Origin of the sequence: Vibrio gallaecicus, assembly GCF_024347495.1 — a bacterium.
GTDB classification, from domain to species: domain Bacteria; phylum Pseudomonadota; class Gammaproteobacteria; order Enterobacterales; family Vibrionaceae; genus Vibrio; species Vibrio gallaecicus.
Genome location: NZ_AP025491.1, coordinates 78,591 through 93,543, shown reverse-complemented (window position 1 = coordinate 93,543; position 14,953 = coordinate 78,591). Strand labels below are relative to the sequence as shown.

Genomic DNA, 14,953 nt, shown 5'->3' with positions numbered 1-14,953 from the left:
ATGTCACTCAACAAAATAAACAGACTATGCGCCCATTTTTAACACTCCTATTGAGTAGCTTTTTCATAACTTCCCCAGTTTATGCTGAGCCACTGGATAATTACCAGATACTCAATCACCTGGATAATTACGGGAATTTGTACCTGCGCAATAAGCCTTACACTGAGCTGCCTTCTGATTTAGTAGTCAAAGGGAATCTCAATATAGAAAAGACATCGATTAAAAGGTTACCAAAAGGCTTAGAGGTTAAAGGAAGTTTAGATGCTTCAAATAGCTTACTAAATAAAGTTTATGCAGGGACATCAATTCAAGGCTATGCCAATTTACTCGGGACTCAAATTAAAAATTGGCCAAAGGGTGTAAAAGTCGGTGGTTACTTAAACCTTACTGATACGCTCCTCCAAAAATTACCAAACCGCTTAAGAGTAAAAGGGGATTTAAGCGTTATACGTACCCCCTTAACCAATTTGCCTGAGGGTATCATCATTGATGGCGACCTTTATCTTGGCGGGTCTGCAATTAAAGAGTTTCCTGACACAATGACGGTAAAAGGAAATATCTATTTAGGTGGGAATATTATCTCTAAATGGCCAACCAACTTAACCCTAGGTGGTGCCGTTGCCCGATAAGTCATACGTCATATTTATTCGCATCAAAAAAGGAGCTCAACGAGCTCCTTTTAGATATTTAACCAATTAACCAATTAACCAATTAACCAATTAACCAATTAACCAATATTTTTAACTGGATTAGCGTAGCTGTCGATTAAGTATTGATGGGCTCCAAGCGGAATCGCTGATAACTTAGCTTCAAAGTCACTTTGCACTTTATCAGTAATTGAATCATCGCCCTTTTTCGCCGCTAACAAGTTTATCGGGAACAACTTATAGTTATTATGTATCTGGCGATCTATTTCTTCAGCTAAAGCATCTGGCGTTTCGAAATCTTGGGAAATTACATCACCAAAACTAACGTGCACACGACCTTTCTTTCCTATGATGCCCTGAATGATACTTTCAATATCTTCAAATTCACCTTTTTCATAAGTACCATGGATATCTTTTTCATATAGCTCTAGCGCCTTAGCAGTATCACAAGGGTCATTCTCATAAGAGATAGAAACAGGCACTATTTTTAAAGATTTTGCATACTCTGAAAATGGAACTTTTTGTTTACGACCTTCTACATGGAACATCTTTAATATAGCTGGATCAGTAAAATCATTACCATCCTTTGCTCGCCCTTCCTTCTGTGCAATCCAAATCGAATTGCCCGTTTCAAGAGAGTATTTGATGTATGAAGATAGCTGACCCAAAGCTTTCATCATTTCTCTTGGGCCTTTCAATGAACGCTTAACAATGAAGCTTTTGTTCAATCTCATCAATTCTGTCGCACAAGGCTTTTTAAGCAGATTATCACCAATCGCAATACGACATGTATTGTGCCCTTGCTGATGCAATGCATAGTTAACCAAGGCAGGATCCATCGCGATATCACGGTGGTTAGAAACAAATAAGTACGCTTGGTTTGAATCTAATACCTCTAAGCCAGAATAAGACACGCCATCAGTGGTATCTGCCAATGTGTCACGCAGGTACTTCTTCACTTCAATTTGAATGGCTTCAACACTTTTGAACTTGCTCCATTTCATTTTCAAGTACACACGTAGAATTGGACTCATTAAAGCCTTAAACCAATTTGCATGGTTAGAGAAACGATAGTGCAGAATGGCGTTGATAAATTCTTCGTCATTAATTAAACGGTCAATTGCCGCAGGAATCTCGTCATCATTGTAAGGACGAATATCAAAGTATGGATCAGTTGTGTCGGTCATTTTTCACTACATATAATAAAAAGCTGGCTCATTCTACGCATTGTTGGCACTTCTCGCAGCAACATAAGCCATACTTTGAGCAAGGTCAGACCAGAAATAAAGAAAATAAACGGTCAGTGTTGGCATTTTTGATGAATAGCGGTAATCTTAGCGCCCAAAAACTAAGGTACTATCTATGAACTTTGCTATCGAGCATATCTCGGCTCACTTTTCTCACTTGGTCATTACACCTAGAAAAAAAGTACTTAAACACAGCCTAGTATCTGTTCGTAGTGGATTGGTTTTAGTGAAACTGGGCAAGCAAGAATACGCAGTCGAAAAGAACCAAAGTATCTGGATTCCTTTTGATTGTTTGACCTCTTTAACGTATTTCCCAAATACTGAAATTGAGCAAGTCGATTTTTCTGTTCGCTTAAGTGATGCATTCCCACAACAAGCTGGTTATATCGAACATACGGCACTATCTAAAGCCGTACTTGATAAACTGTCGTCGGATAAACTCTCAGAAGAGCATCAAAAAAATCTATTGTCTGTTTTTAAACAAGAAAGCCTTGCCTTTAAACCAATACTGGCTTCAAGTTCATTGACTGAAAAAGTCAATATGTGGAGCTCAGAAGAGCCGACATTGAATCAAGAACAGACTCTAGTAATGATGATGCGTGAAGCTAAAAAGCGCATGCAATCAGGTCAGAAAAAACCAAAGGTGATCGACGATCTTTTTGCTGGAAAATCTGAAGAATTCGACCTGCTTTCAGTATTAGTATTTGGACACGAGCTATAAGCTTCCTTGGGAAGAAAAGCGAATTAGCAATCATTAAAAAAGCCGTTTGAAATCGATTCAAACGGCTTTTTTAATGATTGCTTTTCACTGAGCGTTCTTTAGAACGGAAGTTCTACTTGCATCATCATGTTGGCATCACGTTCATCATGCCAACGATAGTCAAAACGTAACCTAGGTTGACCATTGACCTTATCTCCAAAACCCACACTTAATTGTAAGCCATGATTTAAAAGCCATTCTTGAGTGGTCATATCATTTTTAGTTTCTTCAAGATCTTCTGGCAACCACATGCCCAAGCCAAAATAGTTTGATGAAATGTTCTGAGTAAGAATTGGGGCGTCTTTCGATTTCAGAGCCCAGTCACTCCAATAATCGTCGGTCGACTCAGTATCTTCATCCAACAAACCGCCTAAACTAATGACTTGCTGTTCGACATAATCCCAGCTGTCTGTAAATTCTTGGCAGCCTAGTGCTTCATCTTGATTTAGCATCACAGACTCATCACTAAAAAGATTACAGCTAGCATTTGCGTGCATACAGCTCACAATTAAAAGCAATGCTGTTGTTGTTCTTTTTAGCATAGTCATCAGACCTCTGGATTATAGGGCTTGAATTATCTTATACAGCTCACCGTCTTGCAACATCTTTGTAACTGATGAAGTAGTCAGATCTTTGATATCTGTTCCATTAGAAATAGCATTTCGGATATCTGTACTTCGAATATTAACTTTCTCTGGGCAAGCCATCACAGCCCAAGTCTTTGTTATCTCTTCAGCTTTATAAAAAGACGAAAATTTAAAAAAGTTATCAGGGCCAATTACAAATGTTATATCGGCATTTGAATATTTTTCTTTAATTTTGTTAAGTACAGCATAGGTCGTGACACTTTCACCGGGCGTATGAAGGCATTTTTCGATATCTGACAACTCTACGTGACTTAATTCGATGTCTTGAATGAAAGCTTCCACCAGCTGACACCGAATATCAAAATCTAACATTTCCTTTCCCCAAGCATGGGCAATACTTGGAACCAGTAGAATTTTGTCAAAATGAGCAAGCGACTCAATAACATTTTTGTGCCCTAAACTAGGTGGATTAAATGCACTTCCGAATACCGCTATTTTCAGCATGTTGATCCTGTTCTTCTCTATGAGAGCCTACGCAAATAGGTTTTTTAATCGAGTGATTTAGGTATGATAACACTAGAATTTTAAATTGCTTGCAGGAAAGGAAAACGAATGGAACAGTTGATCCGTGATGAAATGCGTGTGCTTCCGTCTATCGACCCACACTTCGAAATCAACCGACGAGTTGAGTTCATCAAAACAAAATTACAGCAATCAGGTTGTAAGTCTTTAATCCTAGGTATTAGTGGTGGCGTAGATTCCACAACATGTGGTCGCCTTGCTCAACTAGCGGTTGATGGCTTAAATGAAGCTTCTGCAACTAATGATTATCAGTTCATTGCCGTTCGCTTGCCTTACGGTGAACAGAAAGATGAAGATGAAGCACAATTGGCTCTATCATTTATTCAGCCTTCACATTCAGTATCAGTCAATATTAAAGCAGGCGTAGATGGTTTGCATGCCGCTTCTCATGTTGCCCTAGAAGGTACAGGCTTATTGCCAACAGATACTGCAAAGCTAGATTTTGTTAAAGGCAACGTAAAAGCACGTGCACGTATGATTGCTCAATACGAGATTGCTGGCTATGTGGGCGGCTTAGTAATTGGTACTGACCATTCTGCAGAGAATATCACTGGATTTTATACAAAACATGGCGATGGTGCTTGTGATCTCGCACCGTTATTCGGCTTGAACAAACGCCAAGTTCGTGAGCTTTCAGCTACGCTGGGCGCCCCTGAGTTACTCGTACATAAGGTTCCAACGGCTGATTTAGAAGAGCTTGACCCGCAAAAAGCGGACGAAGACGCACTAGATCTCACTTACGACCAGATTGACGACTTTTTGGAAGGGAAGGAAGTCCCTGAATACGTAACTGAGCGATTGGTTGCTATTTACAAAGCGACTCAACACAAACGTCAGCCTATTCCGACGATTTACGATTAATTCGTTCTTACGTTTTTCTAAATGAATCTAATTACAAAGGGCAGGTATCTCAACGATATCTGCCCTTTTTTGACAACATATTCTAGCGAACACTTACGAGGTCTATCACAGTCTCAATATTCGCTTTAATCAACAACTTCAATATCGGTTTTCGGGATACAGCAGCATGCTAGTACTTGCCCCATATTTCGTTCATGCTCTTGCAATGCGGGAACGTCAGGTTGATGTACTTGACCAGATTCCAGAGTTACTTTGCAAGCTCCACAAAAACCCGCCCGGCAGCTTGAAGCAATCGCAACACCTGCAGCTTCAGCTTGTTCAAGTAAAGTAGATTGATTATCACCATCGAATAAATAGCCATTTACACTCAATTGAAGTGCTACCACAGGCTCGTCTGATGCTTGATTGACTCCAAATGCTTCTTGGTGGTAATGCTGCGGATTTAAGCCAAATTGAATCAGTAGTTTTTTAGCGTCTTGCATGAAACCTTCAGGTCCACAAACAAATGCCTGCCTGTGATGTACAGTTTCAACCTTAGCGACATGCGACACACTTAGGCGTCCTGATAAACCAGACCACTTTCCAGAAGGTTGAGTCAACGAGATCATCACTTTTAAACCGTTATGTTTAGCTTCAAGTTGCTCTAACTCTTCTCTGTATGGGATGTCTTGCTCTTCCGTACACTGATGGTAGAAAACCACATCATTCACCTGATTATGATCAGATAAGTAACGTAACATCGATAACATAGGAGTGATGCCACTTCCTGCAGAAAGAAGTAATAACGGTCTTGTCGGGTTGTCTTCTAAGAAGAAAGCACCATCAGGGTTTTGGGCGACCAATGAGTCACCCACTTGGAAGTGGTCATTTAACCAATTAGAAACCTGTCCATCATCAACACGTTTAACCGATATCGCCAGCCGACCAGCGCGTGAAGGGCTAGAAGATAGAGTATAGCGGCGGGAAACAATGCTACCATTTACATTCATTTCAATCGGAAGGTGCTGACCAGGCTGATAATTTGGTACTTCACCCTTTGCAGGTTCAAGCCAAAAGGTTGTAAAGTCTCTTGCGACTTCTTCGCGTTCAACGCAAGTAAGAGTCAAAGAGGCTTTCCATGTATCTTCGTAGAATTCTTTCTCTTTAGTTTCAAGTACTTCTATTTGATCACCGACACGGATCATACCCTCATTTTTAGCCACTAAGTTCTGCCCAAAAAATACGCCACCACGCTCGTTCGCTCTAAAGCTCGACATGGTATTCAAAGGCTCTTTACTTGGTCTAAATTCAGCCGTTTCAACATCAACAGTGGTCAAAATACAGCGTTCACATGCCTTCACCGCTTCAAACTCAACATCACCAATACGAATCCGCTTCCAGCTATCTTCAATAAATGGTTCATCACCAGAGACAACTAAGTTAGTACGAAACTGATCCATTGAGTGCTCTTCAGGGCTACGACGATTAAGCTCATCCAAAGAAGCTTGGCTAATCACCAATAATGGGTAACCGTCTGCAAAGCTGACATTATGACCAATTTTTTCGCGCACTCGATTCGATTGCTCACCAGAGAAAAGCAGCTCAACCCTTTGCCCTAATACTTGGCTGAACCAATCATCTGCATCGTCAGTTGTCGTATAAGCTGTGAAGTTATCTTTCCAAACAATTGCTGGTGTTTCTTGCATTTTGAATTGTTGGTATTTAACCCTTAATGGCTCTAAACCAGGGAAAGTAAAGATGATGCCATCATGCAATAAGCTCGATTGAACTTTAACCATCACTGGGTATTTTCTTGCCGTTACCATTGCCCCATCAGCTAGAGCTAACATAAAACGACGATCAAAGCTCAAACCTTGCTTTTCTACCCACGATGTTGAAAGAGAGATTCCACCGACAGATTTAACCGGGAAAATGTTAATTTGAGAAAGTGATGACTGCGACATAACGAATCCAATGTTTATTATTTATATGCATGCTAACAAAAGGTTACTAATAGTTAAACTCAGCGATATTTTGATGCGTAAAATGTGAGAACCTTGTGAATATGTCTATTGAGAATATTCACAAATCACTTTACATCAAGTCAGTTGGCTGCAATCTTGTAGATACGACTTCGGCAATTTATGCTCATGAAGAGCAATCATGAAAAAGGAATTATTATGAATAAACTTGTACTTATCATTCTCTGCGTCATTCTTCCCCCACTGGGTGTATTCTTCGCAAAAGGCGTAGGTAAAGATTTACTGATCAACATTGTACTAACGCTATTTTTCTGGGTTCCAGGGATGATCCATGCATTATGGGTGGCAACTCGATAAAATGACCCGTGTAAGCAACGGGCACTGTTAAATGATAAACATCACTCCAACTCTTTAATCTCATTTAGCCCGTAATTAATAAAGCCTCAACCATCATTGAAATAAAAATAGGGTGAAATGAAACCTCTTTTCCTCTATCATCCTGTCGCCTAAACGGAAGCGATTGCTTTCACAGTTTTTGGTTCGTTTAGGCTCCAACTACATAACACTTCAATTGGTGGGAGCATTTCAATGACACAAATTACGATTACTCGTCCTGACGACTGGCACGTTCATCTACGCGATGGTGATGTACTGAAAGATACCGTTCGCGATATCAGCCGTTACAATGGTCGAGCGTTAATCATGCCAAACACCATCCCACCGGTAACCGATACCGAAATGGCTTTAGCTTACCGTGAACGCATCATGGCAGAAAAGCCAAGTGAACAGTTTGAGCCTTTAATGGCACTTTACTTAACAGATAACACGACATCTGAAGAAATCCGTAAAGCAAGAGAATCTGGTGCCGTTGTTGCCGCTAAACTTTACCCGGCAGGCGCTACGACAAACTCTGATTCTGGCGTAACATCAGCTAAGAATATTTATCACGTACTAGAAACGATGCAAGAAGTCGGTATGTTGCTTCTTGTACACGGCGAAGTAACGTCACATGACGTCGATATTTTTGACCGTGAGAAAGAGTTTTTAGACACAGTGCTAGCACCTATTGTTAACGACTTCCCTAAACTGAAGATTGTTTTAGAGCACATTACAACAGCAGATGCGGCTTTCTTCGTTCAAAAAGCAAATGAGAACGTTGCAGCAACGATTACGGCGCACCACTTACTATATAACCGTAACCACATGCTAGTAGGCGGCATTAAACCTCACTTCTACTGCTTGCCAATTCTTAAGCGCAATACCCACCAGCAAGCTCTTATCGCTGTGGCAACAAGTGGCAGTAAGAAATTCTTCCTTGGTACGGATTCTGCGCCCCACGCGAAAGGCATGAAAGAAGCAGCTTGTGGCTGTGCTGGTTCTTATACTGCACACGCAGCTGTTGAACTTTATGCAGAAGTATTTGAACAAGAAGGTAAACTAGAAAATCTAGAAGCCTTTGCTTGTCATAATGGACCGGATTTTTATGGTATCCCTCGCAATTCAGATACCGTAACCTTGGTCAAAGAAGAGTGGAAAGTAGCAGAAACGATGCCTTTCGGTTCTGATATTGTTGTACCGATTCGAGCTGGCGAAACGATCGCTTGGACAGTTAAGTAATTATTTAATTCAGCATCTTTCTCACTGAACTTTAAAAGCTCTCTATTAAATATAGAGAGCTTTTTTATAGATAGTTCTTTCGTCATCTTTCATTAAAACCCTCAACCTTAGTCTCAAACTATTCTATTCAAACAATACCCCAGTAGCGATTAACCGCTAAGTCACTCATTTTAATTCGAGAATATGCAAATATTTCGGGCGCCATTCGATTTATTAAGGGTTGTAGACTAAGCTTCAGATATAAGAGCTAAGCGCTCATTCGATCTTATCGAGAGGGTGTACATGGAATTAAATTTAGACATTCGGACGTTGTGCGTTGTCACGGCAATGTTATCCATCGTTTATTTTATAGGGCTAAGTCTTCTTCAAAAAAACCAAGAGCCAATACCAGGCTTATTCACTTTAGCGACAGCGATTTTGATGCTGTCTATTGGTTTCTCTTTACTCAGTTTTGGTCCAAGCATCTCAATTTGGTTATCAAAAGTCGCAGCAAATACTCTTATTGCTTTCGGTTTCACTTTGATTGTGCATAGTCTATGTCAGTTTCGAATCACATCCTTCATATACTCAAAAATAGCTTTCATTCTTTTACCTCTGGTTGCTATATCTCTTATTTACTACTCATTGTTCGATACTTCCACGACGACGAGAATCGTTATAATTAGCCTGCATGTAGTTATTTGCACAAGTATGAGCGCATACATTACCTTGAAAGGAAAAGCTGATGACCTATCATTAGCTATCTGGCTACTGGCAGGTATTTTCTTCTTTAATGCTTTCTTTATGACCTTACGTATAGGCATTACCGTTTCAGGGTCAGACATCAATAATTTCTTACACGCGGGAAACATCCACCAGCTCGCCTTCTTTATGATGGTGGTATTGATCATTGTGGTTGGGTTTACATTCACTTGGCTTATTAATGCAAGGTTAGTCTCAACCGTTTATAGCTCTTCAATCAAAGATAGCCTAACGCAGCTTTATAACCGCAGAGCGATGGAAGACATCATTCCAAGAGAGTATTCTCGAGCGCAGCGAAACCACTCTGAATTGTCTATTATCATTGCTGACATTGACCATTTTAAAGAAATAAATGATTCTTTAGGTCATCAAATAGGTGATCTAGTATTAATAAGAATTGGGGAGATATTGAGAACTAAACTGCGAAAACAAGATCTTGGGTTTCGCTACGGTGGTGATGAGTTCTTAATTATTTTACCTGAAACGAATACTGAAAATGCAATGATTGTAGCGAATAAAATACGCGAATCTATAGCCAGTTTTTCATTTACTCAGAATCAAACTGTTCCTTGGACCGCTAGCTTTGGTGTTTCTCAATTAAATAAAGATGAGCAATGGTCTTCGCTGATACAAAGAGCTGATGAAGCTCTATATGCTGCGAAAAGCAACGGTAGAAATGCAGTTTATTCCGCCAAAACTCCTTCAGATCTAGGGCCAAATCTAAAAGTGATACAGTAGATTAAAGCCAACTAATACATAAATTAATATGTTTCCCTACCATTTTGTTGGTTCATAAATCAACGACATCAATAACAGTTGCTTAACAATCGACAGCTGACTATGCTCTTGCCTTCAACGTGATCCTATAGAGGCAAGGAAATGCAAGATACCTACACCTACCCAATCGGTAAGCCTGGTCAAAAATGGCAAGAACAAGAACGCAAAGAGTGGTACGAACAAACCACCATTAAACGTGAATATCAAAAAGAAGTAGTGCCAAAAATTTCAGCACTCTCCGAGCAGTTTGATATCGAACAGTATGGCGCCTTGAGCTATGACACCGAGCGTTTTCCGCTATTTGCCATTAAAAGTAAAAATTGGGACAGCAACAAACCAACCGTTCTTGTGACTGGCGGCGTACATGGTTATGAAACCAGCGGTGTTCACGGCGCAATTAAGTTTGCAGAAACTCAAGCGAACAAATACACGCCGTATTTTAATATTGTCATCGCGCCTTGTGTTAGCCCATGGGGCTATGAAGTGATTAACCGCTGGAACCCAAATGCGGTAGATCCAAACCGTTCTTTCTATGAAGGTACACCCGCAGAAGAATCCGCAAACCTACGCGATCTAGTTGCTTCTTTGCCACAAGAAGTTTTAGTACACATTGATCTTCACGAAACTACGGACTCTGATGAAACCGAGTTTAGACCAGCTCTCGCGGCACGTGATGGTATTGAGTACATTGAGGGGATGATTCCAGATGGCTTCTACACGGTAGGCGATACTGAAAACCCGCAACCGGAGTTCCAAGCCGCTATCATTGAATCAGTGGCAAAAGTAACGCACATTGCCCCTGCGGATGAAGAAGGCAAAATCATCGGTTCAGACGTAACACAACATGGCGTTATCAACTACCCAATGAAAAAACTCGGACTATGTGGTGGTGTGACAAACTGTAAATATGGAACTACGACTGAAGTTTACCCTGACAGCGCTAAAGTCACAGACGAAGAATGTAATGACGCTCAAGTAGCAGCAATTCTAGGTGCGCTTGACTATGTACTAGCCAAAACCGCTTAACCACATGGTTTCAGTCGCAATGGCATTAGTGGCACACTGGCTTAATTAATTGATAAGTGTGCCACTTTTTCTGAGCCTGCTTCACTTCAAACAAGCCACCTTTACCATTCAACATTTAAACGACTGTGATCACCCCGCCATAATGTGTAAGTATGATTGTTTATATTCAAATAAATTCAACTACTTAAGTGCACATCATGTTACGAGAAACAATTGCTATTCTAAGTACGGTCAGCTTAACCGTATCTGCAAGCATCAACCTTCCTTCAGGTGAAGACTGGCTAGATCACACAACCAAAGGGCTCGCTCCCTATTGGGTAATGCCGAGTGCTCAAGGTGAGCCAATCGGTAACTTCCCGACTTTCCGCTGTGATGACGGCACACTGCTCAATGTTTCAGATGTCTGCCCTGAATTAAAAAGAGATTGGATTGCACCACATTTTGGAAAAGATTTCACACGAATGAAATCACGGCAAACTTTTGCTTATGGTGTTCTGTACCACCTTACCGGAGACCCTAAAGCCTTAAACCTAGCAAAACAAGGTGCCTACTACATAATTGATGAGCTACAAGACAAGAAGAATGGTGGCTTCATTAGCTATACCCAAAAAGGGAGAGCAGGGCTAGATTGGCAACAACGCACATCGCAAGATCAAGCTTATGCTTTAGTTGGCTTAGCTATGTATTACTACCTAACACAAGACAAAAAGGTCGAGCAGGCACTTATCGATCAGCAAGCTTTCATATTTGAAAAATATCGACTGGAAGATGGTCTTGGTCTCGCTTGGGTTCTGGCTGACAGCAGTGATGGCAGTGCAAAACAGCGAGAGCTGGTCGCTCAATTAGACCAAATTAACGGTTACATGCTATTGATTGCACCGTTACTAGAAGAGCCGATCAAGTCAAAATGGTTTAATGACCTTAACTGGCTAACACAAACCATGGTTGAGCATTATCACTCCAAGAGCGAACAACGCTTTTACGGAGCAATTCACCATAAAGCCGCCATGATGCCAAACGCCAATCATAATGATTTTGGGCACACTATCAAAGCGTACTGGATGACGTATTTAACAGGGCAAACCCTAAAGAATTCTGAATGGTCGACTTTCGGTCTCAAGGGGATGAAACATACTCTCGAGCAAGCGCAATATCAGAAAAGTTTTGCCAGCGTCTCCGGCTACTTTAACGAACAACTTCAGGAAAAATGGAAAGATCAGGATATAACAGGCTGGCAAAGTCGACCTTATAGTCAGTGGAGTTCATCATGGGAATGGGCAGAGCTTGATCAAGCCGCTATGACCGTATCACTCGTTGACGGTTCGATGAAAGAAGTGCTGCAATATACCCTACCAACTTTCCATGATGTATGGGTTGACCATAAGTACGGCGGGGTTGGACTTGAACCCAAACGAACTAAAGCTTTCCATTGGGGCAATGGATACCATCAATTTGAGCATGCCTTAATTGGTTACTTATACTCACAGCAAGTTGAAAAAAAATCGGCAACCTTACACTACGCCAGACCGAAAAACAGCAAAATGCCCGTTGCCCCTTATTATTTTCAAGGTGACGTGATTGATATAGATGTGCAAGAAGATGGAACGCAAAAAGTCCGTTTTGAAAACATTCAACCTTAGCAGCTTGAACGTCAACTAACGCTTAAAAATGGCTTACCTATTGTTCTAAATATAAAGTTAGCAATAGGTAAGTTTATATTTAGAACAATAGGTAAGTTGTGAGTATCGCCAGTTACCCAGAACTAAAACAAGTGGATTAAAAACAGTAAATAAGCACTATAGATGAATACAAAATAAGACTGATATTCACACCTTATATTTGTCTACACCCGACGACTGTTCTCGACATTCCCTAGCCTGCGAAAACTATAGTTGCATATTTGTTATTAGCATATGCCAATAACAAATCTTACAATAACCACCTCATTCGCATTTGCTAGGAGCTACCATGATCTACGCGGTCCCTTCTCAGAACCTTCACGTTGGCAACCATTTTTCTCGCTCACCACAAATCATCATTATGGATGACCGACAACAGGTCAGGCATATTATTCCTTGGAACGAATCGGATAACTCATGCAATAAAAAGAATCGATGGATGGCGATCATTGGTACTTATCATGTAAAGGCTGTTGTTGTCCGCCATATTGGTAAAAAAATGCTAGGCCACCTGTTCGATAAGGAAGTCAAAGTCTTTGCCTCTCCTGCAAAAGCGTTAATTACCGCATTAGACTTAAAGAACCTGCCAGAAATTCGAGACACAGAGTACGGCCGAGAATCACGTAATAATCATCGTTGCGGCAGCAAAAGAGGACCGACTTCAGCTCTTTCCACCACTTCCACTCTTTCCAGATCGCAGCCGCATAAACTAGGGGTAATCAAAAGGGTTTACCAATGACATTCTTATTCACTCTCCTGAGTTTTATCGCCGTAATAACGTTGATGTCGATAGGTATCATTTTTTCACGACACCCCATCAAAGGGAGTTGTGGCGGGTTAGCTCAATTAGATATCAAGAAAGAATGCAATTGCGTAGATATGTGTGTGGAACACAGCCGAGTACTCTACCAAATCAAAGAGCCCTATCAGGACTCTTGAATCACTAGTGCATGACCATGAACAATGCAGGTTGCTACTTTAGCTCGTGCACGTTTAATGATGTTACCGAACGTTTGGCGGGACACCTGCATTTGCATTGCGGCTTCAAGCTGACTCAGCCCTTCAACATCAGCCAAGCGTAATGCTTCCAGCTCTTCTAAATGAAGGTCTTCATGATGGAGTTCCTCTCGAGGAATTCCATTAGGCTTGAAACAAGAATAAGCAGCACGTGTACATAACACTCGATGTTTTTTTGGTCGAGCCATATCAATTTCCTACTGTGTAAAGGCAAATATGAATATCTCTACTCCCTATAACCATCGACAATGCCAAGTATGCTGCCACAATTTTTTTACTCACAGCCCTATAAACTTTGACATCATAGGTGAACGAGAGATCCTCGCGAAGATTGTACCAACAGATAAAGTGGAGGGCTACGATGGGATTATGCAAGGAGGCATTGTAACCACGTTACATGACTGTGCAATGCTGCACTGCTTATTCAGTCATGATATCCACGCGATGACCGTTAGCTTAGCCTCTAGATTCCATAGCCCGATATACATTGGTAAGCCAATAGAAATCCGAGCGAAGTGGGTAAAAAGCAAACGTAATATTCATTTTTTACAAAGCCAGATAGTCCAACACGGAAGAATATGTTCATCGGCACAAAGTCAATTCATGTCATAAAGCCTATCTAAGCCTGAAACCCACACAGAAAATCGATTAATACCACTAGGGCAGTCAACGAAGATGTCACAAATTATTTACCTTTAATTTTGCACAATTTGATTGTGCGCAACTTTACATGCAAGGAAAGTGGTTATTCTAGCGTCAATATAAAGGAATAGAGGAAAGATCTTATGGTGATTTTTATTACAGGTTTAATGTTATTTTTAGGTGTTCATTCAATATCTATCATTAATGAAGATTTCAGAACCAGAATGGTTGAAAAATACAAGATTGGGTGGAAGTTGATCTACTCAATCATATCTCTTGTGGGAATTGTGTTTATTGCAAAAGGCTATGCATCACTTAGACTCGAGCCTGTACTGCTTTATACACTGCCATACTGGGTAAGGCATCTCACCTATTTATTGATGCTTCCTGTAATGGTGTTATTCGTTGTTCCTTACTTACCAGGTAAAATAAAGCAAGTAACGAAACACCCTCAACTTATCGCTGTAAAATTATGGGCATTCAGTCATTTACTCGTTAATGGCATGATGGCTGACGTGATACTTTTTGGATCTTTTTTAATCTGGGCAATCATTGCACGAGTGTCGTTCAATAAAAGAGAAACTCGCCCTCTACCGAGTCTTAAACCAAGTAAAATGAATGACATCATTGCGATCATTCTTGGCATAGCATTAACTATTACCTTCGTGCTGTATTTGCACAGCAAGCTAATTGGCATGCCATTAGTCGTGTGATTCGACTGCTTTAAATGTTGACTCTTATCAATGACAGCTATATGCCATTCATCATGATAAAATCGATAACCTATTGAAATATTTAATCAATTAGTA

Annotated in this window: 17 protein-coding genes; 12 read left to right on the top strand and 5 right to left on the bottom strand. The window is 40.6% G+C overall.

What is annotated here, in order from left to right:
- Positions 1 to 26 precede the first annotated feature (26 nt).
- The gene (locus tag OCU78_RS15015; protein WP_137372045.1) at positions 27 to 629 is read left to right on the top strand and encodes a hypothetical protein; all 603 of its coding nucleotides are present in this window, start codon (positions 27 to 29) and stop codon (positions 627 to 629) included.
- Positions 630 to 727: 98 nt separating this feature from the next.
- Here OCU78_RS15015 and OCU78_RS15010 read toward each other — a convergent pair whose 3' ends face one another.
- Positions 728 to 1,834: a 1-acyl-sn-glycerol-3-phosphate acyltransferase gene (locus OCU78_RS15010; RefSeq protein ID WP_137372044.1), complete on the bottom strand. Its 1,107-nt coding sequence runs from the start codon at positions 1,832 to 1,834 to the stop codon at positions 728 to 730.
- A 175-nt stretch (positions 1,835 to 2,009) separates the two neighbouring features.
- On the opposite strand from OCU78_RS15010, the gene OCU78_RS15005 reads away from it, so the two are divergent.
- Positions 2,010 to 2,615 carry an AraC family transcriptional regulator gene (locus OCU78_RS15005; RefSeq protein ID WP_137372043.1) on the top strand — a complete coding sequence of 202 codons (606 nt, stop codon included), beginning with the start codon at positions 2,010 to 2,012 and terminating at the stop codon, positions 2,613 to 2,615.
- A 98-nt stretch (positions 2,616 to 2,713) separates the two neighbouring features.
- On the opposite strand, the gene OCU78_RS15000 is transcribed toward OCU78_RS15005, so the two are convergent.
- Both OCU78_RS15000 and OCU78_RS14995 read right to left on the bottom strand, forming a co-directional pair.
- Positions 2,714 to 3,202, bottom strand: a complete 489-nt coding sequence (locus OCU78_RS15000) for a hypothetical protein (protein ID WP_137372042.1) — start codon at positions 3,200 to 3,202, stop codon at positions 2,714 to 2,716.
- Positions 3,203 to 3,214: 12 nt separating this feature from the next.
- The gene (locus tag OCU78_RS14995; RefSeq protein ID WP_137372041.1) at positions 3,215 to 3,745 is read right to left on the bottom strand and encodes a nicotinate-nicotinamide nucleotide adenylyltransferase; all 531 of its coding nucleotides are present in this window, start codon (positions 3,743 to 3,745) and stop codon (positions 3,215 to 3,217) included.
- 108 nt (positions 3,746 to 3,853) lie between these two features.
- On the opposite strand from OCU78_RS14995, the gene nadE reads away from it, so the two are divergent.
- Positions 3,854 to 4,684: an ammonia-dependent NAD(+) synthetase gene (gene nadE, locus OCU78_RS14990; protein ID WP_137372040.1), complete on the top strand. Its 831-nt coding sequence runs from the start codon at positions 3,854 to 3,856 to the stop codon at positions 4,682 to 4,684.
- A gap of 125 nt (positions 4,685 to 4,809) precedes the next feature.
- Here nadE and OCU78_RS14985 read toward each other — a convergent pair whose 3' ends face one another.
- The gene (locus OCU78_RS14985; RefSeq protein WP_137372039.1) at positions 4,810 to 6,627 is read right to left on the bottom strand and encodes a hybrid-cluster NAD(P)-dependent oxidoreductase; all 1,818 of its coding nucleotides are present in this window, start codon (positions 6,625 to 6,627) and stop codon (positions 4,810 to 4,812) included.
- Between the two features lie 216 nt (positions 6,628 to 6,843).
- Between OCU78_RS14985 and OCU78_RS14980 the strand changes: the two genes are divergently transcribed.
- The 7 genes from OCU78_RS14980 (at position 6,844) to nqrM (ending at position 13,424) form a co-directional block, all read left to right on the top strand.
- The gene (locus tag OCU78_RS14980; RefSeq protein ID WP_137372038.1) at positions 6,844 to 7,002 is read left to right on the top strand and encodes a YqaE/Pmp3 family membrane protein; all 159 of its coding nucleotides are present in this window, start codon (positions 6,844 to 6,846) and stop codon (positions 7,000 to 7,002) included.
- A gap of 231 nt (positions 7,003 to 7,233) precedes the next feature.
- A complete protein-coding gene (gene pyrC, locus OCU78_RS14975; RefSeq protein ID WP_137372037.1) occupies positions 7,234 to 8,262 on the top strand; it encodes a dihydroorotase in 1,029 nt (342 codons plus the stop codon).
- Between the two features lie 282 nt (positions 8,263 to 8,544).
- The gene (locus OCU78_RS14970; RefSeq protein WP_137372036.1) at positions 8,545 to 9,741 is read left to right on the top strand and encodes a GGDEF domain-containing protein; all 1,197 of its coding nucleotides are present in this window, start codon (positions 8,545 to 8,547) and stop codon (positions 9,739 to 9,741) included.
- A gap of 141 nt (positions 9,742 to 9,882) precedes the next feature.
- Entirely contained in the window at positions 9,883 to 10,806 is a 924-nt protein-coding gene (locus OCU78_RS14965) for a M14 family metallopeptidase (protein ID WP_137372035.1), read from the top strand.
- Positions 10,807 to 11,003: 197 nt separating this feature from the next.
- Positions 11,004 to 12,446, top strand: coding sequence for an AGE family epimerase/isomerase (locus OCU78_RS14960; RefSeq protein ID WP_137372034.1), 1,443 nt, complete (start codon positions 11,004 to 11,006; stop codon positions 12,444 to 12,446).
- Positions 12,447 to 12,774: 328 nt separating this feature from the next.
- Positions 12,775 to 13,224 (top strand): NifB/NifX family molybdenum-iron cluster-binding protein, encoded by a 450-nt coding sequence (locus OCU78_RS14955; RefSeq protein WP_137372033.1) that lies wholly within the window; start codon positions 12,775 to 12,777, stop codon positions 13,222 to 13,224.
- Positions 13,221 to 13,424 carry a (Na+)-NQR maturation NqrM gene (gene nqrM, locus OCU78_RS14950; RefSeq protein ID WP_137372032.1) on the top strand — a complete coding sequence of 68 codons (204 nt, stop codon included), beginning with the start codon at positions 13,221 to 13,223 and terminating at the stop codon, positions 13,422 to 13,424. Before OCU78_RS14955 ends, nqrM begins: the two co-directional genes overlap by 4 nt.
- Here nqrM and OCU78_RS14945 read toward each other — a convergent pair.
- Positions 13,412 to 13,690 (bottom strand): DUF134 domain-containing protein, encoded by a 279-nt coding sequence (locus tag OCU78_RS14945; RefSeq protein ID WP_137372031.1) that lies wholly within the window; start codon positions 13,688 to 13,690, stop codon positions 13,412 to 13,414. The genes nqrM and OCU78_RS14945 overlap by 13 nt on opposite strands.
- A 28-nt stretch (positions 13,691 to 13,718) precedes the next feature.
- Here OCU78_RS14945 and OCU78_RS14940 point away from each other — a divergent pair, with 28 nt between their 5' ends.
- Together OCU78_RS14940 and OCU78_RS14935 are read left to right on the top strand one after the other, a co-directional pair.
- Positions 13,719 to 14,114: a PaaI family thioesterase gene (locus OCU78_RS14940; RefSeq protein WP_137372030.1), complete on the top strand. Its 396-nt coding sequence runs from the start codon at positions 13,719 to 13,721 to the stop codon at positions 14,112 to 14,114.
- A gap of 173 nt (positions 14,115 to 14,287) precedes the next feature.
- The gene (locus OCU78_RS14935) at positions 14,288 to 14,857 is read left to right on the top strand and encodes an NnrU family protein (RefSeq protein WP_137372029.1); all 570 of its coding nucleotides are present in this window, start codon (positions 14,288 to 14,290) and stop codon (positions 14,855 to 14,857) included.
- Positions 14,858 to 14,953 lie beyond the last annotated feature (96 nt).